Source organism: Streptomyces lavendulae subsp. lavendulae (assembly GCF_002803845.1).
Taxonomy (GTDB): domain Bacteria; phylum Actinomycetota; class Actinomycetes; order Streptomycetales; family Streptomycetaceae; genus Streptomyces; species Streptomyces lavendulae.
Window position 1 is genome coordinate 8596041 of the sequence record NZ_CP024985.1, and the last position, 22640, is coordinate 8618680.

The 22640-nt window shown below is 68.6% G+C and carries 22 protein-coding genes and 4 pseudogenes; 8 read left to right on the forward strand and 18 right to left on the reverse strand.

Annotation, left to right across the window (positions count from 1 at the left end):
• Positions 1–116: 116 nt before the first annotated feature.
• From SLAV_RS38985 to SLAV_RS38995, 3 genes are all read right to left on the reverse strand, one after another.
• Positions 117–881 carry a hypothetical protein gene (locus tag SLAV_RS38985; RefSeq protein ID WP_030239940.1) on the reverse strand — a complete coding sequence of 255 codons (765 nt, stop codon included), beginning with the start codon at positions 879–881 and terminating at the stop codon, positions 117–119.
• Between the two features lies 1 nt (position 882).
• A complete protein-coding gene (locus SLAV_RS38990; protein WP_030239937.1) occupies positions 883–2937 on the reverse strand; it encodes a hypothetical protein in 2055 nt (684 codons plus the stop codon).
• Positions 2938–3077: 140 nt separating this feature from the next.
• The gene (locus SLAV_RS38995; protein ID WP_100661224.1) at positions 3078–3515 is read right to left on the reverse strand and encodes a hypothetical protein; all 438 of its coding nucleotides are present in this window, start codon (positions 3513–3515) and stop codon (positions 3078–3080) included.
• A 1142-nt stretch (positions 3516–4657) separates the two neighbouring features.
• Here SLAV_RS38995 and SLAV_RS39005 point away from each other — a divergent pair.
• Positions 4658–5737, forward strand: coding sequence for a hypothetical protein (locus tag SLAV_RS39005; RefSeq protein WP_030239928.1), 1080 nt, complete (start codon positions 4658–4660; stop codon positions 5735–5737).
• Positions 5738–6093: 356 nt separating this feature from the next.
• Here the strand turns inward: SLAV_RS39005 and SLAV_RS39010 are convergent, their stop codons facing one another.
• Positions 6094–9021, reverse strand: coding sequence for a tetratricopeptide repeat protein (locus tag SLAV_RS39010; protein ID WP_100661225.1), 2928 nt, complete (start codon positions 9019–9021; stop codon positions 6094–6096).
• Between the two features lie 90 nt (positions 9022–9111).
• On the opposite strand from SLAV_RS39010, the gene SLAV_RS39015 reads away from it, so the two are divergent.
• Positions 9112–9312, forward strand: a complete 201-nt coding sequence (locus SLAV_RS39015) for a hypothetical protein (protein WP_030239925.1) — start codon at positions 9112–9114, stop codon at positions 9310–9312.
• Positions 9313–9442: 130 nt separating this feature from the next.
• Here the strand turns inward: SLAV_RS39015 and SLAV_RS39020 are convergent, their stop codons facing one another.
• A complete protein-coding gene (locus SLAV_RS39020) occupies positions 9443–9931 on the reverse strand; it encodes a DUF6882 domain-containing protein (protein WP_030239923.1) in 489 nt (162 codons plus the stop codon).
• Positions 9932–10441: 510 nt separating this feature from the next.
• Here SLAV_RS39020 and SLAV_RS39025 point away from each other — a divergent pair.
• Entirely contained in the window at positions 10442–11311 is an 870-nt protein-coding gene (locus SLAV_RS39025) for an IS5 family transposase (RefSeq protein ID WP_078950674.1), read from the forward strand.
• A gap of 247 nt (positions 11312–11558) precedes the next feature.
• Positions 11559–11774: a hypothetical protein gene (locus tag SLAV_RS39030; protein ID WP_030239913.1), complete on the forward strand. Its 216-nt coding sequence runs from the start codon at positions 11559–11561 to the stop codon at positions 11772–11774.
• A 674-nt stretch (positions 11775–12448) separates the two neighbouring features.
• On the opposite strand, the gene SLAV_RS42955 is transcribed toward SLAV_RS39030, so the two are convergent.
• Positions 12449–12718, reverse strand: a complete 270-nt coding sequence (locus SLAV_RS42955) for a tetratricopeptide repeat protein (RefSeq protein ID WP_030239911.1) — start codon at positions 12716–12718, stop codon at positions 12449–12451.
• A 620-nt stretch (positions 12719–13338) separates the two neighbouring features.
• Between SLAV_RS42955 and SLAV_RS41395 the strand changes: the two genes are divergently transcribed.
• From SLAV_RS41395 to SLAV_RS42960, 3 genes are all read left to right on the forward strand, one after another.
• Positions 13339–13485, forward strand: coding sequence for a hypothetical protein (locus SLAV_RS41395; RefSeq protein WP_158740934.1), 147 nt, complete (start codon positions 13339–13341; stop codon positions 13483–13485).
• A 221-nt stretch (positions 13486–13706) separates the two neighbouring features.
• Positions 13707–14213 (forward strand): hypothetical protein, encoded by a 507-nt coding sequence (locus tag SLAV_RS39045; RefSeq protein ID WP_030239906.1) that lies wholly within the window; start codon positions 13707–13709, stop codon positions 14211–14213.
• Positions 14214–14424: 211 nt separating this feature from the next.
• On the forward strand, positions 14425–15222 hold the full coding sequence (locus SLAV_RS42960) for an SAM-dependent methyltransferase (protein WP_158740932.1): 798 nt from the start codon (positions 14425–14427) through the stop codon (positions 15220–15222).
• 84 nt (positions 15223–15306) lie between these two features.
• Here SLAV_RS42960 and SLAV_RS40690 read toward each other — a convergent pair.
• The 3 genes and pseudogenes from SLAV_RS40690 to SLAV_RS41925 all read right to left on the reverse strand — a co-directional run.
• Positions 15307–16257: pseudogene (locus SLAV_RS40690) on the reverse strand (helix-turn-helix domain-containing protein); the annotation flags it as partial.
• Between the two features lie 87 nt (positions 16258–16344).
• Positions 16345–16560 carry a DUF397 domain-containing protein gene (locus SLAV_RS39055; protein WP_030239899.1) on the reverse strand — a complete coding sequence of 72 codons (216 nt, stop codon included), beginning with the start codon at positions 16558–16560 and terminating at the stop codon, positions 16345–16347.
• 369 nt (positions 16561–16929) lie between these two features.
• Positions 16930–17013, reverse strand: a pseudogene (locus SLAV_RS41925) (IS5/IS1182 family transposase); the annotation flags it as partial.
• A 99-nt stretch (positions 17014–17112) separates the two neighbouring features.
• Here SLAV_RS41925 and SLAV_RS42965 point away from each other — a divergent pair.
• A pseudogene (locus tag SLAV_RS42965) lies at positions 17113–17199 on the forward strand (glycosyltransferase family 2 protein); the annotation flags it as partial.
• Positions 17200–17223: 24 nt separating this feature from the next.
• Here the strand turns inward: SLAV_RS42965 and SLAV_RS41930 are convergent.
• The 9 genes and pseudogenes from SLAV_RS41930 to cas7c form a co-directional block, all read right to left on the reverse strand.
• On the reverse strand, positions 17224–17514 hold the full coding sequence (locus SLAV_RS41930; RefSeq protein ID WP_051841432.1) for a hypothetical protein: 291 nt from the start codon (positions 17512–17514) through the stop codon (positions 17224–17226).
• A gap of 555 nt (positions 17515–18069) precedes the next feature.
• Complete coding sequence (locus tag SLAV_RS39075) at positions 18070–18615, reverse strand: PIG-L deacetylase family protein (protein WP_335341817.1); 546 nt, start codon at positions 18613–18615, stop codon at positions 18070–18072.
• A 93-nt stretch (positions 18616–18708) separates the two neighbouring features.
• Positions 18709–18852 (reverse strand): hypothetical protein, encoded by a 144-nt coding sequence (locus SLAV_RS42970; protein WP_234333907.1) that lies wholly within the window; start codon positions 18850–18852, stop codon positions 18709–18711.
• 344 nt (positions 18853–19196) lie between these two features.
• A pseudogene (locus SLAV_RS43475) lies at positions 19197–19259 on the reverse strand (hypothetical protein); the annotation flags it as partial.
• A gap of 100 nt (positions 19260–19359) precedes the next feature.
• Complete coding sequence (gene hemC / locus SLAV_RS39085) at positions 19360–20319, reverse strand: hydroxymethylbilane synthase (protein ID WP_030239897.1); 960 nt, start codon at positions 20317–20319, stop codon at positions 19360–19362.
• A 20-nt stretch (positions 20320–20339) separates the two neighbouring features.
• Complete coding sequence (locus tag SLAV_RS39090) at positions 20340–20888, reverse strand: AAA family ATPase (protein ID WP_030239895.1); 549 nt, start codon at positions 20886–20888, stop codon at positions 20340–20342.
• Between the two features lie 192 nt (positions 20889–21080).
• Positions 21081–21206, reverse strand: a complete 126-nt coding sequence (locus SLAV_RS43305; protein ID WP_267884276.1) for a hypothetical protein — start codon at positions 21204–21206, stop codon at positions 21081–21083.
• The gene (locus SLAV_RS39095; protein ID WP_030239892.1) at positions 21203–21619 is read right to left on the reverse strand and encodes a hypothetical protein; all 417 of its coding nucleotides are present in this window, start codon (positions 21617–21619) and stop codon (positions 21203–21205) included. The genes SLAV_RS43305 and SLAV_RS39095 overlap by 4 nt, the downstream gene beginning before the upstream one ends.
• 97 nt (positions 21620–21716) lie before the next feature.
• Positions 21717–22613 (reverse strand): type I-C CRISPR-associated protein Cas7/Csd2, encoded by an 897-nt coding sequence (cas7c, locus tag SLAV_RS39100; protein WP_030239890.1) that lies wholly within the window; start codon positions 22611–22613, stop codon positions 21717–21719.
• Between the last annotated feature and the right edge of the window lie 27 nt (positions 22614–22640).

The window sequence follows — 22640 nt, forward strand, 5'->3', positions numbered from 1 at the left end:
CAGAGGCCCGTACCGCGCGCCAGGCGTGCCAGCTGGTCCGCGGCGACAGCAACCACCGCCACAACGTCGTACTCACGGGCACCACCGGCCGTCTGGAGGTGAGGCTAGCCGTCTGTTCACGAGCCACCTGCCGGAGCCGGTTCGAGACTGCCGGCGAGCGCCTCCACGCGGTCTGCGTGGTCGTGCCGGTCCAAGGCGCGCATGCCACCGGCCAGAATGGTGTGGATCATCATCTTCTGGGCGGGCTCGGGAAAGGTACTGAGGAACTGGCGCACGACGTCTACCAGCGCGTACTCCACACCGAGGTGCTCGACGGGGCGGTGCTCGGCCAGGCGCTGGGCGAGTTCCTCGGTGACCGTGACAGTAGGTGCTTTGGTCCAGTCGCTGTTTCTTTCTTCGAGCCAGTGCGCGAGGAGCGTCGCAGGTTGTGAGAGATGAACGGCAAGCGCCTCGGTCCTCTGGCGGCGCAGTTCATCGGCGATGGTCTGCTTGCGCTGTGCCTCCAAAAGGGCCGATACGGCGGCGCGGTCCTCGGCGAGCAGGCCCACGTTGGCCTTCGCGGTGAACAGCAGGCGAGGGACGGCCGCCAGGGACCGTTCCCGTCCCAGTTCGGCCGCGCACACGTCCTGGACCGTGGCGAGGTCGAACGCATCACGGACCCGAAGCGCGTCCGCCGCGGCATGGCGCAGTACGTCCCGGATAGCGGCGATGGCATGGGCGGCGTCCATACCGTCCGGCGGGTCACTGTTCACGGTCGCGGTGATCACCACGTGGAAGGCGATGCCTTCGTGCTTGCTGGCCAGGCGCGCTTCGATGTGGGCGAGTTCGCTGTTCAGGTCCTTGCGGGAGATCCCCGAGCGCCTGCTTTTGAACAACGCCATGTCACGACCCCGCGTGGCCGGAGCCGCGCCTGTGCCAGGGCTGGAGCTGGGAGGGCATGCGAAGGGCCTTGCGCAGCGAGACGACTGCCTCGTCGTAGGCGACTCCGGGTGCCCCGAACATGAGGTCGGAAATGGGTGAGCTGCCCAGGTGGCGCTGGATGACCTCGTCGAGGATGTCCTTGATCATGGGCAATTCGACATGTCCGTCGGCGAAGGCGTGTGCCCAGTTGTGGAGGACCTGACGGGACTCAGCGTCGACCTTGGAGTTTCCGAGGGCGGCACTCCACTTGTCGATGAGCGCTTCCTTGACGTCGGGGTGCTGCTCGGCGGATGACAGCATGACCTGGAGGATCCAAGGGTCCTTGCGCGGGTCCACGAGCGCGAGGAAAGCGCGGTGGGCAGCCAGGCTCCGGCCCTCCGCCGACCATTTCCCGAGTGCCGCCCAGAACCGGGGCAGCTGGCCTTGGGCCCGGGCAGTCGCACACAGGGCGGCTTCGGCGGTCTGGACGGCCTTGTCGCGGTCGGAGCGGCCCAGGACGTGCTTGAGGCGGACCAGGGCCTGGCTCGGGTAGTGCTCGGCGAACTCTCCCTGGCAGACCAGAGCCACCACGCGGGCCACCGGCTCGGAGGGTTCCTGGGCCCAGTCCAGGAGTTTGGAGCGGACCTGGGGTCCAAGAGCGGGGGCCTCGGCGGCCCGCGTGAGGACCCGGGCGATCAGGTCCAGGTGCTCGGCCCGGCTGTCCTTCCCGATCCACTCCTTGATGGTGGTGATCGCCCTGAAGTCGTTCTCGGCGATCGCGAGTTCCACCAGCAGGTCACTGATCGTCTGCAGCCTGCTGGGGCCGGCCTCGGCGGTGATGAGCTCATCGAGCCAGTCCAGCAGGGGCTTGTGGATATCGGCTCGCTGGTGCCACAGGTGGACCAGCACTGCGCGGGCGTAGCCCGCCTTGTGGTCGAGGCTGACCTTGCGGGTTACAACTTCGACCCCGACCTTGTTCAGGCGGCTCGTCAGGTCGGGGCCGGTGAGGATCTCCCTGACGGTTCCGACGCTGTTGTCCTTCAGGAGTGCGCGGGCCGCGTCCTGGACCGTCAGGGCGTCCTCGCCATCGAGGAACAGGGCGGCGATCAGCAGGGCCCGGTCCTCGGGCTTGTCCTCCGTGGCCGTGAACACGTTCTTGACGTCCGTGCGCCATTCCTGGAACGCCGACTTCGCCGTCTCCAGCCCCTTGAGGGACTCCTCGACACCGGCCAGTGTCGCGGCCAGCCGCACCGCGTCCGCAGGAGTCGAGCCCGCGTTCAGGAGCATCGCGGCCGGGCCGGGGCTGCCCACGGTGGGCCGCTGCAGCCAGTCGGCGCACACCGGCTTCCCGTACAGCGCCTTCAGGTGCGCAATGGCGATCTCGTGGGCGGACGGCCTGACCCTGGCAGTGACCTGCACACGGTCGAACGCACCGGACTGCTCGCCGGGCCACCCGTCCTCGTTGGCGATGACCACCAGGTACGAGCCGACCTCACGCAGCTTCTCGGCATGGGCCAAGAGCTGCTTAGCCACGTCACCGGGGGCTTTCCAGGCATCGATCTCGGATGCCACATCGAGGAGATACCCGGTCGCCTCCTGCGTTGGCATGAGTTCGATGTCCGGGCTCTCGGGGCGCTCCCAGTCGGGGTGCACCTCCTGCAGGTCCAGCGGGTTGGCACCCGAGCGCCGGCGTGCGTCGGACATCTGCCACAGGGCGCGGATGCCGGCGGTCCGCTTGCCCATGCCCGGAGCGCCCGCGACCACAGCGAGAGCCGGCCCCGGCCCCGCCAGCAGCACTCTGGCGTCCTCGGCAGTGGTCACCCGCTCGTGCTCGGGTCCCGCATCCACCCAGGCCAGACCGACAGCTTCGACCTCCGCGGACGGGATGGGCGTCACCGTCAGCGGCGGCTTGCTGTGCATGGTCACGTCGCGTCCGGCGACGACGATCTGGGAGTTCCTGTTGTCGCTGATCTCGACGCCAGGCGGCTTCGGCTCGGCGTCGGGCGCCGGATCCGGCTCGCCGACCGGATCCGGCAAATCGGCGGTCGGCGGATGCTCGGGTGCGGCAGCCGTCGGCGGGCCGAAGGGAGGCGTTGAGGACGGCGAGTTCCCCGGCGTGGACGGCACCCCGAACCTATCCGGCTCTTCCGGAAAGCCGCCGCGGTGGTTCTCCTCGGTCACTGCTGGGCCTCCGGACGGTAGTGGAGGGTGTTGCCGATGATGGACCCGCGTGAGACGACGATCTGACTGTTGGTGTTGCCCCGAACGGTCAGCGTGCCGTCTGCCGGACCGGACGCCCCGGTAGTCTTTTCGATCAGGGCTTGGAACTCGGCGGCAGCGTCCGGGTGGTTCCGCAAGAACGACTCCAGCTGGATCCCCAGCGTGGTGCGCAGGGCGCTCTCCACAGCCGGCTGATTCGCATCATCGGTCCGGCTCAGCAGCTCGTAGCCCGCATCGAGCTGTAGCACCTGCCCCGGAGCCCCCTCCTCGTCCCTGCTTCCGAAAAACCGGGCCAGGACATCACGCACGCCCTGCCAGGTGGACCTCGCCATCTCCGAAACCAGCGCCGCAGCCCCCATGGCCGCTAGATCCCCCGCACTCATGAGCTCGGACACACTCTCCCCCTGATAACCCAATCGTGGATTTGATGGCCCAGAGTGCGATCACTTCCCTTTGCCTGCAATCAGAAATGCACCGTCGTCCGAAAATCAATGATGAAGCTGCCGAGAGATTTAAGCCGAGATGTGAGGGTGATCACCCAGAGACGATCATGGAAAAGGCAGTAGGCGGGGGTCGGTGGGCCGTTAAACGGGGCATTATCGGCCATAGGCGGCGGTAGAAATGAATGGCCTGAACGACTTCCCGACCGCCAACCTCTGGCCAACGCCAGCATGTAGCAGATCCGCCTACATAATCGAAACAGTTGACTATTCTCCGCGTGTCATCACATCAGATCGAATTACGGGGGGGGCGCCTTTCTGTCTTTCGTACCTGTCGGGCGGCAGCCCCAGCGGGCCCTACGTCAAGCCGATTCGGGCACGAAGCCGCGCCACCCCAACTCGGCAGGAGAACGCCGTTGAGGTACGTGCGGCTGTCACATGAGCGGCAGATGTGGAGCGACCGGAGCGCACGGTGACCGATCTGCACCCCCGTGAGGACCGCACGCGGTGTTCACCTCACCCAGAATCGCTTCGGTCGGCATCACGGAGCAGGCGAAGGCACCCGGCCGCCCGTACGTGACGGCAACGCGGGATTACAGCGGCATCGCGTACGGCTGGGCCATGGAGGACGGTCTGTCCTCACCCGGCGTACGCCGGAGCCGGCATGCTCCGCTGGACAGGAAGAGGTTCGAGATCCGGTGGGCTGCTTCGCGCGCGGCCGCCTCATGACCTCGGATCTCGATCGTGATGACGCTCCGTCGCTCGTGGCCTCGGCAACCCGGCGGCCGCACCACGAGTTCCGCGGGCGCGTCAGGTGCACTCCTTTGAGTGCTCGGTGAGTACGCCAGTAGTCAGTGCGGCGTTCGGGTGAGACTGCGGTTCAGCATCACGGTGGCCAGGTTCCGTCTCCCCATCGGTGTGGTTGAATCCGCAGCGGCGGGCCCGGCGGGGCCCCAGTCCCTGTGCGCGACCCGACATCGAGCACACCGTGGGAGAGCCAACTCGGCTGGCACCGCCACATGCTCCGTACGATCTCGTGGACCTCGTGCCGCGCGCGCTGTGTCGGGACAGCTGAGCGCTGTGAGGGGCTCCGAGTCATGAAGGCCACCGTCGTCGAACGCCGTGCCGAACTGCTGCGCCTATACGCCGGGCTGCCCTGGAAAACCGCCCTGGCGCGGGTCGAGGCTGCTGCGCCCGGCTCCCTGCTCATCCCGGAGCCGGATGCCGGCCAGCTGGTGCTGGAAGCGCGTGTGATGGCCGCTCTGGCCTGGCGGCAGATCACCACGCTCCACCCGTGGGGCATTGAGTACGTCGACCCGCGCTCCGACCGCCTGCTGATCTGTTTCGAGCCCGACGTGGCCGGGCGGCGCAACGCCGAGGCGACCCAGGAACTAGATCTGGCCAAGGCCCTGCTGCCGCGCGCCGACGAATACGACCAGATCATGGGGGTGCCCGGGGCTCGCACCCACATCAAGGACGGGAGAGTGGTGCTGCGCCTGCCAGGCACGACTGCCTCCGTCGTACTGCTGGGCCTGGACCCCGAGGAATGGCGGCGGGCGGTCGAGACCCAGGACCTGGAGATGAGGACCTGGGGGATGACACCGTGCCACCAGGGGCGGCCTGACAGCCTGCACCCGGTCGAGCGCCCCTACCGGCGGCCGGGCCGCAGGGGCACCGCAGCGTCCGACTGGTTGCTCAGCGGTCTGCTGCGTCGGGCCGGCCTGATCCGTTCCCTGGGTGTCCCGCTGGTGGTGACCGGCTGGCTCAACTGCCGTGAACGCGGCGGGGGTGAGCGCTGGATCATCGATCCCACCTTCGCTGAAGGCCACGGCCCCGCCGGCCACCGTCGGCTGGCCGCGCTGCTGTCAGCACCGGACCGGGGCCTGCCCGTCACCATTGTGGACGAGCACTGCAACTGCGACCTGCCGCCCGGATACACCGACCAGTGCACCACCACCATCGCCTCCGTACGGCCGGAGCGGCCGGGGGCGCTGGAAGTGCGCACGATCCACCGCCGCGGTGACCGCCTGAGGCGCATTCAGCAGGACCGGCCAGCCCTCTATGCCGTCCAGAAGAAACTCACCCACTCCTTGCCCGCCACCGTGAACCGCTGGCTTGAGTCCGTCCGGCCGCCAACTGCGGGCGCAACCGGAACGGCTGTCAGTGCCCCTCGCTGAGACCGCACACCAGGCCCTGGCGAGCACCGGTCCGGGGACGAGCGTAGCTCGGCCGTGGAACCGTCCCGGCTTCGGCTCGCGGCGGGTCACGGGCTGGAAAGAATTGCAGTCATCCGGCGTGGGCGGAGCCCACTTCTGCCCTTGCTGGGGCGTCCTCAAGGTCGGGCGGACGTCAGGGCACGGTCTCCTTGAGACCGATCCGCATTCCACCCTGAAGGCCTGCCCACCCGCAAACGACACGCGGTACGCGACATCGAGTAATTCCGGCCTGCCGGTGCTTCGAACCTGGCTGCCGGGGCGGCGGTTAGGCCGGGGCCTATTGCCCGTCGCAGCGCAGTCCACTCAGGGGCTCTGGCTCACCCTCGATGGGCGGTGGCGAGGTTGGAGCGGGCGAGGAGGGTGTCGGGGTGGTCGTCTCCGAGGACTCGTTCGTAGTCGGCGACCACCCGTTCTGCGAGTGTGAGGGCGTCTTGGTGTCGGCCGAGGTCGCTGTAGGTGGCGATGACGCAGGAGCGGGCGAGGAGGGTGTCTGGGTGGTCGTCTCCGAGGACTCGTTCGTAGTCGGCGACCACCCGTTCTGCGAGTGTGAGGGCGTCTTGGTGTCGGCCGAGGTCGCTGTAGGTGGCGATGACGCAGGAGCGGGCGAGGAGGGTGTCTGGGTGGTCGTCTCCGAGGACTCGTGCGCAGTCGGCGACCATCCGTTCTGTGAGTGTGAGGGCGTCTTGGTGTCGGCGTAGGTATCGATAAGTGGTGGCGAGATTGGCGCGGGCGCCGAAGGTGTGGGGGTGGTCGGGTTCGAGGTGTCGTTCGCGGTCGGTGAGGACCTGTTCGGCGAGTGTGAGGGCGTCTTGGTGTCGGCCAACGTCGTTGTAGGCGCTGGCTAGGTTGGCGCGGGCGCGGATGGTGTCGAAATGGTCCTCCCCGAGGACTCGTTCGTGGTCGGTGAGGACCTGTTCGGCGAGTGTGAGGGCGTCTTGGTGTCGGCCGAGGTCGCTGTAGGTGGTGGCGAGGCTGGAGCGGGCGAGGAGGGTGTCTGGGTGGTCGTCTCCGAGGACTCGTTCGCGATCGGTGAGGACCTGTTCGGCGAGTGTGAGGGCGTCTTGGTGCCGGCCTAGGTATCGATAAGTGGTGGCGAGGTTGGCGCGGGCGAGGATGGTGTGGGGGTGGTCGGGTTCGAGGTGTCGTTCGCGGTCGGTGAGGACCTGTTCAGCGAGTGTGAGGGCGTCTTGATATCGGCCAAGGCCGTTGTAAATGATGGCGAGGTTGGCGCGGGCGCGGATGGTGTCTGGGTGGTCGTCCCTGAGGACTCGTTCGCGGTCGGTGAGGACCTGTTCGGCGAGTGTGAGGGCGTCTTGGTATCGGCCGAGATCGTTGTAGGCGCTGGCGAGGTTGGCGCGGGCGCGGATGGTGCCAGGGTGGTCAGGTTCGAGGAGTCTTTCGCAGTCGGTGAGGACCTGTTCGGCGAGTGTGAGGGCGTCTTGGTATCGGCCGAGCTCTCGGTAGCAGCCGGCGAGGGCGGCGCGGGCGCGTATGGTGTCCGGATGGTCTGGGCCGAGGACCTTGAATGCCTGTTGGGTGAAGGGGGCCCAGTAGTCCAGAGCATCACGGTGCAATCCGCTCGCCAGGAGACTCAGGCCACCCATGAAGATCACCACGTGGATTTCGTTCTGCCAGAGGTGCTCCTCTGCGTTGCGCCGCAGGACTGCGGTGTTGGCACGTAGAACTTGCGCGAGATCGCGATGGATGTGACGGCCGGGCTTCCAGATCTCAGTCAATGCGTGGGCGACGGTCACGGCAAGCTGCGGCCGATGGTGGCATGGGGTGGTTTCGCGGACGGCGCGGGCGGTGAGGGCGTGCATGCGGATCTGGCGAAGCGGGGTGTGCGGGTCGGAGGTGATGAGTGCGTACCGGCGGAGGACCCGCAGTGCTCGGATGATCTCTTCGGTAGCGGTTGCCGTGCTGCCATCCCCTCGTGTCGTGTTGAGGAAGTCGGTAACGGCCTGGGTAGTCCAGATGGCTTCGGGGTGACCGTCGGGGTCGAGAAGCGCCAGCAGACGCAGGAGGGGCTCGACGAGTCCGACCGGGCCGGCTTGTTGGGCGGCGGCCAGGGACAGGAGGAGCGCGGCTGTGATGTGCTGGCCGTAGAGCTCGGTGTCCGCCCAGTCGGGTAGGACGTCATCCAGGACCAGCGCCTGATCATCAAGGCGGGCTAGGTACGCCCCGCAGGCTAACTCCTCGGCCAGCAAATAGGCGGCCGCATGCCCGAGGGCCAGGGGGAGGTGTCCCAGCATGGCGGCGAGTTCAGCCTGGCGCCCGTCGAGCAGGTGACCGCCGCCGTCGCTGGCCAGCCGCTCCTCCAGGAAGGCGACTGCCTCGTTGTGAGTGTAGACGCCGACGTCGATGCGGGTTCGGCCGCCGCCGGTCAGCCGCGGATCGTGCAGTCGGGTTGTTGCCAGTGTCCACCCCACCCCCGGCCGTACCGGTGGCCACCATGGGCCGACAGCGACGGGGTCACTGATGTCGTCCAGGACCACGAGCCACGAGGACGAAGTCGTCGCAAGCCACTCCAGCAACGCCCGGGCGTCGTACTCAGGATCCTCCCCGGTAGCGCCCGCCGCCCCGACACGTAAGGCGGCCTGGCTGTAGATGGTGACGATCTGCTGTGCTTCGCTGGCCGGAACCCACAGCACCAGCCCGGTCCCCTCGGCGACAGCCTGGTGCGCATACTGCGTCGCGAGCTGGGATTTGCCGACCCCGCCCATTCCCGACAACACCTGCGCGGACGCTGGCCGGGCCTGCGTCAGTACGACCCCGCCACCCATACGTACAGCGTCGATTCGCTCCCGCAGCTCCGGGCGAGACTGGAACGCTGACGCTCGCAAGGGTAGCGCTCCCACGAGCAGTCCCTGCCGCCCGGCCTGCGCAGAGGCCGATTCGCCGGCCAGGCTTTTCCGTGCGGCATGTGATGTGGCCTGCGGGGTATCCGTGCCTTCGGCCTGCCGACGCAGTTGCTGCAACTCGACTGGATTGAGCTTCAAAACCCTGGCGATCTCTGCAATGGTCCGGGCCTTCGGCGCCACCGGCCGATTCAGAGCGTTACTCACCGTCGTGCGCCCCAGTCCCGCGTTGCGGGCCAGCAACGTCACCGTCAGCCCCGAAGCCGCCAGAGCATCCGTGAACCGCGCCTGCAACTCGCGCAGCGCCTGCTGGCACCCGCTTGACGTGTCCTGCTTCTTCTCTGTTGTGCCCATCGCGCCCGGCCCCCTGCACACGTCCCTGTTCAAGGATGTTCATCTTCACCCACCCGAACCCCGGCGAACAGCAGATCCGAGACGGTCAACGGCATCAAGCGACCTACTTCTTGGGAGTCCAACATGTCCGGTCTTACCACGCTGCTGCTCACCATCTGCCTCGTCATGGTCTTTGCGGTCATCGTCGCGGCAGCCGCAGGCAAGCTTGCTCGGCTTGACGGAGCCACCTATCCCGCAGCGTGCCTACGCGCGGCTGCCGCGTTCGCCGCAGTTCTCACCCTCGCCGCCGCTATCACCGCTGCGCTGGCCGCGGTGATGGTCTGACCAGCCCCCTCGGTAGCCGAAGAAGCGGCAGGGGCACATGCCCCTGCCGCTTCTTCGTACGCTTGCAGGTGGGCCGAGTTTGCCGTTTAACGTCCGGCCAGCATCAGCAGCCTGGGAATCCGTGCAACCGTCACTGTCGCTCGGCAGCGAGCGCCAGGTCATGGATCATGAAGTGGAGTTGCACGTCGTCCATCGACTCCGCCCACAGTCCCTCGGCGTCGAGCACGGAGGCCGCGACCATCCGAGCCTCAGCAACGAGTTCGGGGTCGTACGTGAAGTCTGGCCATGGAAGGACGGGGTAGTCGTTCTCCTCGCCGAACTGCCGCACCCTCTCCATGTCGCCCAGGGCGGCGTGCGGGAGTGACTCGTTCGCCCAGGACCACAGCCAGGTCTGCTGGGAAACGCTGACGCTGCCGATCACTGTGAGCCGGCCGGTGAGGAACACCTTGCCGTCGCGCGACCACGTGATCTGCGCGTCGTCCATCGACCAGTCGTATTGCACGTCTCCTGACAGGCCGAAGCGCTCGGCCATGAGCGCCTGTCGCGAGCGGGCACGCTCCCGAGCCGCGAGCACGACCGCCTCCCAGCTGGAGTGGTCATGCTTCGAGCGGTCGTCCACGTTGCCTCCTCGTGCATAACTGTTGGCACGATCATGCCACCCCGGCCTGGGGCCAGGGCCCCCGGGCCTGGACTTGCCAGTGTCCGGACGGACCACGCGTCGTTCATCCGGTCCGTCGGGCTTGGTTCCCTTCTGGTGATGCGCGGGCCGGGCGTATGCCTCCCCTGTGGCTAGGACTCTGCCAACGTCGTGGCGGGGTGCTGTATGGCGGTTCTTCGACCCGGGCGGTGGCTCGGGTCGCCTCAGGGCAGCCGCGTACCGAGCGGTGGGTCCTTAGAGGTCATTTTCACCTGCACTGGCCTTATATGTGCAGATTCCCGGGGTGCCGGATCGTGATGCCGGTGACGTCGTGGAGGCGGTCGATGTCTTTGGGGCGTGTGAGGTGGCCGATGGGATGGAAGACGACCTGTTCCTGTCTCATCCCAGGATGTCTGGCCTTGGCGGTCGTGTGCTTCCACCGTCGTGGGTGTGCGCCTGGGCGCACTCGGTCTGTCGCGGTACGCCGGAAGCATGGCGAAACGGCGCCCTTACCCGAGTGATCTGTCCGATGCCCGCTGGGAGTTGATAGAGCCGGTGCTCTCAGCCTGGCGGTTCGAACGCCGTGGCCGGGCACTGGACTTCGGCCGGCCGCCCGAGCATGACCTGCGGGACATCATGGACGCGATCTTGTACGTGGACCGCACCGGCGTGCAGTGGCGTTACCTCCCGCACGACTTCCCGCCCTGGAACACGGTCTACGGGTACTTCGCCAAATGGGCCGACGAGGGCGTGTTCGCCCAGCTCAACGGCCTACTCAGGCAGCTGCTGCGGGAGAAGGAAGGGCGGGGCGGCGAACCGTCGGCCTGTGTGATCGACGCCCAGAGCGTCAAGACCTCCACCAGCGTTCACGCCGCCGACCAGGGTATCGACGCGGGTAAGAAGATCGTCGGACGTAAGCGGAGCATCGTCACCGACACGCTCGGTCTCCTGCTGGCCGTGCTGGTCACCGCGGCCCGCGTGCAGGACTCGGTCGCTGGCACCCGGCTCCTGGACCAGGTCGCTGCCGAGCACCCCACCGTCCGCAAAGTCTGGGTCGACGGCGGCTACCGCCAGCACCTCGTCGAGCACGCCGCGACCCTGGGCATCGACATGGAGATCACCGCCCGCAAGCCCGGGACAAGGGGTTTCACTCCGATCCCGAAGCGGTGGGCGGTCGAGAGGACCTATGGCTGGCTCATGCTCCACCGCCGCCTGGCCCGTGACTACGAAACCCTGCCCACTCGCTCCGAAGCCCTGATCAACCTCGCCATGGCTGACCTCATGGCCCGCCGCCTCACCGGCGAGAACACCGTCTCCTGGCGCGACCCGAAAAGGTCCACCAAACGGCCCGTCCCGGGATGAAACATCGGACGAAAACGACCTCTTAATCGGGAATAAGTCAACTCCGATCGGTGGGGGTGTGGCGGCAGGCGGCGTAGGGACGATCCACAGCGGTCAACAGGGAGTTGGCCGGGAAGGGATACAGCCATGTCCGAAGAGCAGGTCACGCCCGAGGTAACCGACCTGGGGGGCAATCCCTACGTCGGACATCACCGACCTCGGCGCGATCCCGCAGACCCAGGTCACGCCTGAAGACGGTCTGCTGAGCGTGCGTTACACCGACGGCGCACCCGTGCTCGTCGTCAGCGGCGGGGACGCCATCCCGGCACAGCTCATGGTCGTGGACCAGTCCGGCCGGGTCGTCGCGTCGTACACGGGCGCCGTGACCGCGCCGGCCGTCCGTCCCAGCGGGCGGACCATTCCGACTTACGCACTCAGCAAAGACCCCGCGAACCTCGCCAAGCTCCTCATCAATGGGGCGTGAGCTCCGTGTAGCTCACGGACTGGCCTCCGCCCCGGTGCAGCGCGCCGCCGCTGTACCGGGGCGGCGCCACGTCCGGCGGTACCCCAGCAGGATTCTGGGGTTCGTCGGCCGGGCGTGGACGACAGTTTGCGGGGTTCGCCAGCGGTCAGGTCGGAGACCACGGCGGGGGCCGGTACGCGGGCGGCGGCGCCACCTCCAGGCGGGTGACGTGGGTGGACGGCCAGGGGGCCTCTGGGAGCGGGGACCAGCTTCAACGCGGGACTGCTGTGCATCCTGGCGGGGGAGGAGCAGGCCACCACGGTCGATTTCGTCCCGACCTCGCCGCCGGCGCGCAGGAGAACCTGAAGAGGGTCGGCCGGGCGCCGACGGATGGCGGCCGGGCGCCCCCTACGACGTCGTCCTGGCCACGTTCTCCGTCGACCACATCTCGCCCGAATGGCTGTCCGGGCTCCGGCCAGGAGGCGGCCACATCGCGACCCTCTGGACGTCGGCCCTGGTGCAGTTACGGCACCCTCGAAAACGGCCCGCGTCACCAGTACTCGTCGAGAGGTCCGCCGCATCCGTGCCGTCAAAAGGGACAGCGTCGGTCAGCTCGAACCGCTGTTGCCGACCGTCGTCGGGAGGTCTACCGCATGCGCCATCCCGGAGCCTCCGACCGGCTGCCCCACGACAGTTCACGGACGATCACGACGTCCCCGCCACCTGCGACCACGCCGTGTCCCGGCCTGCTGGTGCTGCTGCGCGGCGGCCAGGTTGTTGCGGCTGGTGAGGGTGTCGGGGTGGTCGGGGCCGAGCATACTTTCGCGGGCGGCGAGCGTGGTGGCGTTGAGGTCCGCCGCTTCCTGGTGTCGCCCGAGGGCGTTCAGGGCGTAGGCGAGGTCGCTGCGGCTGGAGGCCCTCGCCCCGATCCGCAAGCAGATCAAGAAGGCCGCCGGCCAGCTCAAGGGCCTCAGGGACCGGGGCTGGCATCCGGGGTACCCGAAGGGGTGTCGGTTTCTGCCGTGACCGAGACTCCTTCCCGAGCGAGTGCCCAGCCAATGCCCTTGGCGGATGGAGTTCCGGCGAGGGAACAGTGCCGTGCCGTGGGGCGCGGGTTGGGGGGCGGAAATCTGGGGCGCGACGTGATTTTAGGGAAATTGGTTCACCCGTGAGTGTGACGTCTGTTCGGGTGATCCGCATGGATTCCCGGCCATGACAGTCGTTTTCCGCCCAGCTCGGTCTGGTTGATGTTCCAGTGTGAGCGGAATTGCTAGAAATCTGTTCTGTCTTGTCGTCGCCGACGGCTCCGGGCGCGTCCGGGCGCGATATACGGTGCGGCGATGCCGTCTGATGAAAGAGCTAGGACGGCCGGGGGAGGCGTGTTTCGCTGAGCCTGATCCCCCGGTGTGCGGGACTCCGGGGCGGGCATGCCCCGAAGTCCCGCGGGGGTTCGACCATCGCGTACCCCGTCAAAAGGAACGACATGATCGAACGTGCAAGTAGGCCCTTGCGGCCGGTGATCCCCCGATTTAGCATTCCGGTCCCGCCCCCGCTCGAAACACATTTCCGCGCCTTCTTTTCCGGTGTGGTGCGTTGGTCGTCGCTGCTGACGACGCTGCTTGTCGTCGGGGTGGTGACCGGGCAGCTGGACGAGTCCGCGGTACTGGCAGCCACCCCGCTGGTCCTCAGCGACCGGACGGCCCTGCTGTTCAGGGTGGCGCTGCGCCGCTGATGTCCCGGCCGCCGCCTCGTCTTGTGGGGCGTGTCGCGCTGAAGTGCGGGGCCGGGGCCGCTGCCAGCGGCCCCGGCCCTTTTCTTCCGTAGCCCCTTCGGCCCCGACTCGTTCCGGCCCGAGTGCCGGCCTGTACCTGCACCCATCCAGCGGCATCAGATCCGGCCAAGTCCACGGTCCGCCAACCGGACCATCCCTTGGCACCCGAGCAAGGACTTTCCATGATCACGGCATTTTCCGGCCGCGTTCCCCATGCTTCCCCGGTCCTGGAGGCATGCGGGACCGGGGCGGCCGCTCGAACGGGGCGCAAGGATGTCCGGGCCGCCGAGCAGACAGCCCGCACGGCGTTCAAGGCCCGATTCGATTCCGCCTACCGCCAGTACGCGGCCGTGCGCCTCGGAGACGATGACGCGGGGGACGTCGTCGAGGCGGTGTGGAAGCAGATCGAGCTGGGCTGGGCAGGCCTGCTGCGGTGTCCCTCGCCGGCGGGCGGCGCCTGGACACTGCTCTCCCGTGCTGTCCACGCCAGCCCGGCCAGGCCCCCCTCCCCGCTCGACAAACTCCCGCGGCCGGCAGCCGACGCCTTCCTACTGCGGCACTGCGTGGGCCTGGAAGCGGACCGGGCGGCCGAGGCGATGGGTATGGAACCGGCCGCGTTCGAATCGCTCTACCGCAGTGTCGTGCCCCGCCCCGGCAGCGGAAATCCCTCCGGCATATTTGACCGCTGATCACGGGACCGGCGCACTCGCGTGCGCCCTACCAGCACGAATACACACCCGAAGAGATCTCGCCGGTTTTCCGAAGAACGAATCCACCCCGCGGCGTGGGCAGGTATTTTCACAAGGGGCTCGCCCCCTATGATGAACGCTTTTCCGCCCACGAACCCGCCAACCCCGCTACCCGCCAGCGGGGCAGGCCGCCGTGCCCCAGGGGGAGCCTGTGCCCATCGACGTCACCAAACCTAGTCTGGCCCGCATGTACGACCACCTCCTCGGGGGACAGGGCGGCTACGCGTCCGACCGTCGTGCCTGCGCGGACCTGCTGGGCCTGGCACCGCGCCTTCGCGAACTCGCAACCATCAACCGGGCCTTCCTCGGCCGCGCGGTGCGCCACCTTGCCGCCCAGCACGAGGTCCGGCGCTACCTCGACCTCGGCTCGGGCATCCCCCGCCGCCCCCACGTCCACGAGATCGCCCGCGAAGCCCGCCCCGACACCCACGTCGTCTACGTCGACAACGACCCCGTCGCCCTGGGCCAGAGCCGCTTGATCCTGGCCGAGGACGCCACCGCCGCGACCGTCCTGTGCGCCGATATCCGCGACACCGCCCGGATCCTGCGCCATCCCCGTGTCGCCCGCCTCCTCGAAGCCGGCCTGCCCGTCGCCGTCCTCTTCGGCTGGGTCCTGGAATGCATCCCCGACCGCGAGGACCCCTGGTCCCTGATCCGCGGCCTGACAGGGCGGCTGCCCAGCGGCAGCTACCTCGTCATCTCGCATCTCACCCACGACGACCCCGACATCCGGGCCGAGATCGGCGACTTCCTAAGGCACACGCTGGGTCGGCACTGGGGCAACATCCGTCCCCGCGACGACGTCGCCCGCTTCTTCGCCGGCCTCACCATGCTGGGACAGAACGCCCCCGGCGACGTGGCCCGCTGGAACCCGGGTCATCCCCCCCAGCCCGAGTCCGGCGCCCCCGCCGGCTGGGTCCAGTACGGGGGAGTGGCCCGCGTACCGTGACAGCCCCGCTCCCGTGCAGCCATGACGGACCGCGGCACCGCCCCGCAGCTTCGCCTCGAACCGGCTGACCTGTTCCTGGATGAACCCGAGACTGTCCTCCGCGTCCAGCGACAGGTTGGACAGCATGTTCAGGTTCGCGTCATGCTGGTCGACCCTGGCCTGATCCGTGTACAGACGGCTCACCTCTGGACTGCTGCCCTCCAGGTAGAGAATCGCCGGAGGCGCCGCAGCCTCACCGGACTCCGCCTGCTCCGCGGGAAACCGGAAGAGAGACATCGTCATCGCCTTCGGCAGCTCGTGCGCCCACTGGCTGCGGGGCAGCACCCGCAGATGGATCCACTCCCGGCTCCTGGCCAGCTTCTGCAGCTCCAGCAACTGCTCCAGCATTGGAGCCTCACCCGGGATCGGCGTCGTGAGCACGTGCTCGTCGATGATCATCGAATAGTGCAGCGCGGTGCCCCACTCCAGCAGCTCCTGCCGTTGATGACGCTGCCGCAGACGCTCGGGAACCCGCACCAGCAGCTCGGGCCGCCCATCGCACGCGCGCTCCATCACCACCCTGCTGTACTGCCGGGTCTGCACCCGCCCCGGCACGAACACTCCCGCGAACGAGATGATCTCCGAGGCACGCCGTTCCAGGCGCAGAATGTCCTCGAACGCCGGCGACGCCGAGAAATCACCGTCCACAACGGCAACCTCCCCGCCGGGCCGGGACCGCTCGTTCTCGATCGCAGCAGCCTGGCTCCGCCACGACACCGCGGTCACCTCATCGACCCCGTAGGCCCTCACCAGCGCCTCCGCCACCGAGGTAGTGACCTTGGCCCTGAGCTTCCCCTGTTCCAGTCGGCTCAGGACAGTGGTTGAGCTCACCGCACCCCGCTGGACGGCCTCGGCGCCTGTCCACCCGAGGTTGTCGCGCGCTTCCCGCAGCTCAAGGCCCCACAGGCGGCGAGCCAGAGTCGTCCCGGACTGGTGCCTGTCGAGCCCCTCCGGGTCCACCAGCCGGGCGAGCGGGTGGGACGGCCGATCGGCCACGCGAATCTCCCTTGCAGACGGTGGTGAACTCTCACCACCGTCGCAGTCTGAGTTCCTCGCGTGGCCCTCCGCAACCGGATCCTCGTATCAGCTGGTCATCCAGTCGAACTCGCCCTTGCCGACCCCGTCCAGGAACGCGGCCAGCTCAGCGCTGGTGAACTGCACCATCGGCCCGTCCGGTAAACGCGAGTTCCGAACCCCCACGTTCCCGTTCGCCAGCCGGGCCACCTCGACACAGTCCTCATACCCGTTGCACGCGGCCGACTTCTGCCACGCCACCCCCACCGGCACCGCATCACCCATCCCGTCCACACCAGCTCCTTCACACCGTAGTGATCTTCTTTACGCCCCCGATCCCGCGCACACCGAAAACCGGAGCCATCCCAGGCGCAGGAAAACGTGGAAAACGCGGAAAGACCCTGATGGTTCGGGGGTGTGGCGACGAGGTTAGCGCCGCATGCCCGCTGTGGCCTGTCCCTCTAAAGGGGCAATTTTCCCATCGGATCATCAGCTCAAGGGAAAACTGGAAAGCGAGTTCCGGACAACTGGAAAATTCGCCGCAGATAAGCCTCTGGCATGACCCACACCCGCCGAGGTTCCCGACGACGCCCCGAACGGCGGCGAGGGTCGGGAGCGGCGAGCCTCACTCCAGACCGTCCACGGACGCTGCTCAGTGACGAGGAAGGCAAGCGGGCTGCTCCGGCCGTCGCACGCCAGGTGGATTTTGCTGGTCAGTCCGCCGCGGGAGCGTCCAAGGCCGCGTTATTCGAGTCCCCTTTGGTGGCGGCGTGTTGATGGGCCAGCACCGGGCCTGGCCCCGGGACCCGGATCCTGCCGGTGACCGCTTCGGCCTTCGTGCGCGGGGACGCGGGAGAGCGCCGTGCGATGTCGTGGCGTACCGCGTGGCGCCTGACACGTGCCGGGCGCCCGCCGATCATCTGACCTTCCCGGGCCAGCCGGGTGGGGTCAGCCGGTGGTGGCGATCCGGTCGCGAAACTCGCTTACGGCCGACAGGGTCTGGTGGGAGGTCATGGTGGCGACGAGGTCCTGAAGAGGCCTGGCCATGCGCTGGGAGCTGATCTGGTCGGTGAGGTCCAGGGCCTGGTGCGCGGTGCCGCATGCCTGCTCGTGATGGCCATCACGCCCTTGCGCATCGGCCTGACGGGCGCGGTAGAGGGCGTGGGTGCGGACCGCGCCGCCGTCGAAGGCGCGGGCGGCGGCCGCGAAGGTGGGTTCCGCGTCGCCGGGACGGTTCATGTCGAGCTGGGTGGAGGCGTGTGAGCCCTGGGACTCGGCGAGGGTCGTCCGTACGCCCCCTCCGGCTCATTTGCGTCCCGGCTCTGTTCGGCGAGGTCGGCCCAGTAGCGTGCTTCGTCGAGGTGCGAGCAAGCGCGGGCCCGCCGGGCGTGGACGAGGGCCTCGACCCTGGGTGGTGGCTTGCGGCGCACCGCACCCACGGCTGCGGTCACGATGGACTCGGCTTCGACGGGCCGGGAGGCGCTCCGGCGGGCTCTCGGAGTGGCCGTTCAGGCAGTCACGAGGGCTTGACGGACTCCCATGGTTCCGCGCGTAGGAGAGCCGGGGTTCAGACGGTCAGGCCTTCGAGCCGTTCGGGGCCCGGTAGGTACCTGGGATCGAGCCGTGTGAAGTACTCGGTAGCCATGACCGCGTTCCGTTCCGACGCCGGAAGTCGGGCCAGGAGCCTTGGGAGGGACCTCGCCCGCTTCGTCTCGCTGCGGTGAGCCATGATTGCCGCGTTCTTCCGGTCCAGCCAGGGCCGGACGTCGACGGCTACGTGCGCCATGTCGTCCGTCACTGTGCGCAGGCGCCTTCCGGCCGAGCCAACAGCGCGTCCAGCACCGCGCTCTCCGAGCGGGGGTACGCGGCGCCGTAGACAGCGCCGGCCCTCCACGGACGGCCCGCTGCCGGGCGGACGCCCTCGATGCCCGCGGCCAGTGCGGCTTGGCGGACGACCTCGTGGGTTCGGACATGGTCGGGGTGACCGGACCCGAATGCGTCGTGGGTCACGATCACCTGAGGCTGCACTGCACGGATGTGGGCGATGAGACGATTCACTGCTTCTTCCTGGATGGCGTCGCAGAGACGGGCCCGGCCGGGAGAGGACTTGGATACGCGCAGGTCGGCGTACCCGAGCATGCGGGGCTTGCCCGCGCCGAGAAGGTGAAGGGCGTCTGCGAGTTCGGCGGCACGCCGGGTGTCTGGAGCCCAGGTGGTGGTGACGACTGCTGTGCGCGCTCCGGCGGCTGCGTGCTGGGTGAGGACTCCGCCGGCGGCGAGCGCTTCATTGTCTGGGTGTGCGAATACGGCCAGCAAGGACGGCAACGAGGAGCGTGTCACGGGTGAGCCCTTCGGGAGCGTTGCAGGCGGGAGCCGCCGGGGCCGCGCCTGGCCCGGCTGTGACTGCGCGGGGCTGCTTGAGCAGCATGGTGATCATGCGGCCTGGACGCGTGCGGTGATCTCGGCCAGGGTAGGCCGGTATCCGTCGGACGTGTCCACACGCAGGACACGTGCGCCAAGAGAGATCTCGGCGAAGGCCTCCGGGTCGTAGGCGCCGGCGGCGATGTCGCTGAGCAACTGCTCGTCGGCGTGCGCCGCACGGTGCGGATCCAGGGCGGCCCGTTCCCTGATCCGGTCCGTGAGGGTAGGGGCGGGGGCGTGGCAGCGGATGACCCACAGGTCGGCGATGTCCGCCAGGGGTTGCAGGCCGGGCCGCCAGAGCCGGTCCTGGTAGGCGGCCTTGGCGACGACGGTGACCTGGGCGCGGAGCAGGACGTCGAGGGTGGCGAAGAACGTGTCCGTGACGGGGACGTTGAGGTCTTCGATGTCCTTCGGAACAGGCCGGAGGCTGTGTCCGCCATGCCCTGCTTGATTTCGTCCCGGAGGATGGAGGGACAGCCCAGTTCGGCCGCAAGGGCCCGGGCTAGGGTGGACTTCCCGGACCCGGGAGGGCCGCTGATGGCGATGAGGCGGGGTTTTCGCATGGGGTGAGCTCCGCGGTCGGGGACTTTCCCGGCAGGATGCCGAGGAGGCGCCTGGCTGAAGGCAGGAGGCGGGCGACGGGGCCCGAGGGATGTGGTCCGCCTACTCGTGTGTGACGGCGAGGAGCCGGAGCGCACCGGCGTTCAGGAGAGCTCGGGCCGTCCTCCTGCCGATCTCGGCGGCGTGTTCAGTGGAGCCGGAGGCTTCGGCGCGCACGCTCGGGCCGCCGGCCGGGTCAAGGACGGCTGCTCGGACGATGACGCGGCCGGTGTCGTCGAGGGTGGCGTGTGCGGAAGCCGCGGTGAGGCAGCCCCCTGCCAGTTCGGCGAGGACGGCCCGCTCCGCGTCGAGGAGGATCCGGGTGGCGGGGTGCGTGAGCGGCGCGAGCAGTCCGCCGGTGACGGTGTCGTCGGCGCGGTGCTCGACGACGATGATCCCGGCGCCGGTGGCGGGCAGCCACAGGGTGGGGTCGAGAACTTCCCCGGCCCGGTCCGCGAAGCCAAGGCGCCGCAGGCCTGCGAGCGCCGCGATCATCACGTCGGCGCCGAGCCGGCCGTGATCGAGGCGGTCCAGGCGGCTGTCGGCGTTTCCGCGGATCGGAACGGGGACGAGCTGGGGGAAGAGAGAGGCCAGGAGAGCTGCCCTGCGGGGAGCGCTGGTGCCGACCCGTGTGCCGGGGGGCAGCTCGGCGAGGGTGACGGGCTGGTGGCCGACGGGCAGGACGAGGACGTCACGGACGTCCTCGCGGGGCAGGACCGCGGCGACGGCCGTCCCGGGGGCCCGGTCGTGGGAGCCGGGAAGGTCCTTGGCACAGGCGATGGTGGCGTCGACGCGGCCGTCGAGGAGATGGGTGTCCGCGCGGCGGGTGAATGCGCCCTTGCCACCGATCTGGGACAAGGGACCGCGGTGCGCATCGCCCTCCGAGGTGATCTTGCGGATGTCGAGTGTGAGCTGCGGGTGGCAGGCGTGGAACGCCTGGGCGAAGCGTCCGGTCTGCTCCATGGCCATGGGGCTGGGCCGGGTCCCGAGCCGGACGACGGCCTGGGGAGCGAGAGTGGTCACGGGATGGATCCTCCGGGTTCTCAGGTGCGGGCGAGCTGGGCGAGCGCGGCTTCGAGGACCTGGCCGGGGGTGAGGCTGCCGGTGTCGATCACCCGCGCGGTGTTCAGCCACGCCTTGAACGCCTGCTCGTAGTCGTTGATGCCGCGCCGCCGGTGCGCCCGAACGGCCTCGCTGCGCGCCTCGTCGTGCGGGTACTCAAGGGAGGCGTCGATGCGGGCCCGCAGAGGTGAGGGATCCGTATGGAGCCCCAGGTGGTGGACGGGAACACCGAGAGCGGCGAGGGGCTCCAGCATGTCCCGTGCGTAAGGCTGGTGCAGGACGGTCATGGGCACGATGACGGTGCCACCGGCCAGGTGGTGGAGCTCGGTGACAAGCCGGACGGTCAGACGGCGCCAGGCCGGATACTCCTGGTAGTTCCGCACCGCATGGGGGTGGCCGCGCATGCTGCTGCGCAGGAGGCTGCCGACGTCCTCCGGGTCCGCGACCACCGAGCCGGGCAGCGCTTCGCGGAGCCCGGCGTCCAGGGTCGATTTACCGGCCCCGAACGCCCCGTTGATCCAGATGATCACCGCTCTGTCCCTCCGTCCCCTCCCGCGTTCCGTTCAACGCGCGGGCCGACGTGCCGGTCACGTCCCGTCCAGGTGACCGCGATGCGCCCCAGCGGCTTGTCGACGACGTCCCCCGACGGGCACAACGGGGCCTGATGTGTCCGCGGGCAGGAACGTCAGCACGGGGCTGGCGCGGTCGCTCAGTTCCGGGTCCTAGGTACGGACGGCGTCGGCCAGGGTGTCGGCGGCGGACTTGCCGTCGGGCCCGAATCCCTGGACGCGGAACTCCCACGTGGGCGCCCCACCCGGCCCGTCCTGTTCGAGGCGTTCGGTGATCATGCATGCGGGGGAGTTCCCGGCCACTGGAAGGCCTGGCAGCAGGCCCAGGCGTTGCTGGAACGCGACGGGCATGCCAGCCGTGCTGGATATGGCAGGCATCGACCCGCCCGATCGCGGCCTCGGTGGACGGCCGGGACCAGCTCGCCGCGGTGCTGGACCGGCACGCTCCCCTCCCTGCTGTACAGCAGCCCGAGCAACTTCTCCTGGTGCGCGGGCGCGGACCAGCCGAGCAGGTCCCAGCGCGGCGGGGTCTCCTCCGGCCCGCTGCGCCGCACGTACGCCTGCGGCATCAGTTCCTCCCGCCGCACCGCGAGGAACGCGTCCCAGACCGGGCCCGCCTGGAGATGGCTGGCTACCTCCAGCCCGGCGACAACCTCCGCCTGCGCGACCGCCGCCCGCAGAGCCCGGGGCACGGTCGGGCGGGGGTTGCGATTCGCCGGGTATCCGGTAGGGGAGCGGCCCACGACCGCCGACGTGGCGTGTCGGGTGGCGAGTCGTAGCTCTGGTTGTTCACCCGATGACTCGGGTCAATGTGATGCCGGCGGGCAGGTCGGTGTCCCGGATCTCGACGGTTCCGTAGTCGGTGAAGCTGCGGGCGCTTACGTCGCCGAGGGGCTTGATGTGGATTCGGTCGAGGAGGGTGTGGGCGGGGGCCCGACCGAAGGCATCGTCGTGTGTGAAGACGTACAGGCCGCGCAGGGCGAGGGCGCCTCGGGCTGCTGCCCGGTCGTGGTCGAGCATGAGGGTGAAGGCTCGCCAGAAGGCTGCGAGGTCGTCGCTGGTGACGCCGGTCTTGGCGGCGAGTGGGGCGCTGAAGTGTCCGGCGCCGCGGTAGAGGCCGTAGGGGACGATGTGCTTGGAGCCCATCTCGGTCTCCTTGCCCTTCTTGCCCTCCTCAGGGTTGTGCCAGGCGTCGATGTCTTCCTGCTTGGTCGGAGTGACCCGGGTGACGCCGATGTCGAAGGGGGTGATGGGGTCGATGGAGCGGGAGAAGGAGATTTGCATGGGTCCCTGGACGCGGCCGGCCTGCTTGTCCTTTTTGCCGGTGGACATGACGGCGCCGAACATGCGGACGTCGAAGAAGTTGCGGCACATCCAGGCTCGGGCTTCGCTCTGGTTGGTCGCCCCGCTCTCGGGGGTGTATGCCCGCTCGTGCTGGGCGTTGAGGGCGACGCCGGCTTCGACGTAGATCTCGTAGCCGGGCTTGTTCTCCGTTCGGTTGATCAGTGCGATGGTGTTGCGGATCTTGCGCTTGATGGCGACGTCGGTGATCAGGCCTTGGCCCGTGACCGGGTCGGTGCGGGGGATGCCGCCGTTGTCCGGGTCCCCGTTGGGGTTGCTGTCGGTGGCGTCGATGAGGAAGACGAAGTCGTGCTTGCGGGTCGGGTCGAGGTGTGCCTGCGTCATGATGGTCCGTTCTTGAGAGGCCGTCAG

Coding starts and splice junctions, on each gene's coding strand:
- SLAV_RS39045 (WP_030239906.1), top strand. CDS start 13,707: ATGATCACGGCATTTTCCGGCCGCGTTCCCCATGCTTCCCCGGTCCTG.
- SLAV_RS41930 (WP_051841432.1), bottom strand. CDS start 17,514: ATGAACCGTCCCGGCGACGCGGAACCCACCTTCGCGGCCGCCGCCCGC.
- SLAV_RS43305 (WP_267884276.1), bottom strand. CDS start 21,206: ATGATCACCGAACGCCTCGAACAGGACGGGCCGGGTGGGGCGCCCACG.
- cas7c (WP_030239890.1), bottom strand. CDS start 22,613: ATGACGCAGGCACACCTCGACCCGACCCGCAAGCACGACTTCGTCTTC.
- SLAV_RS38985 (WP_030239940.1), bottom strand. CDS start 881: ATGGCGTTGTTCAAAAGCAGGCGCTCGGGGATCTCCCGCAAGGACCTG.
- SLAV_RS39055 (WP_030239899.1), bottom strand. CDS start 16,560: ATGGGTGATGCGGTGCCGGTGGGGGTGGCGTGGCAGAAGTCGGCCGCG.
- SLAV_RS39025 (WP_078950674.1), top strand. CDS start 10,442: ATGGCGAAACGGCGCCCTTACCCGAGTGATCTGTCCGATGCCCGCTGG.
- SLAV_RS39015 (WP_030239925.1), top strand. CDS start 9,112: ATGTCCGGTCTTACCACGCTGCTGCTCACCATCTGCCTCGTCATGGTC.
- SLAV_RS39005 (WP_030239928.1), top strand. CDS start 4,658: ATGAAGGCCACCGTCGTCGAACGCCGTGCCGAACTGCTGCGCCTATAC.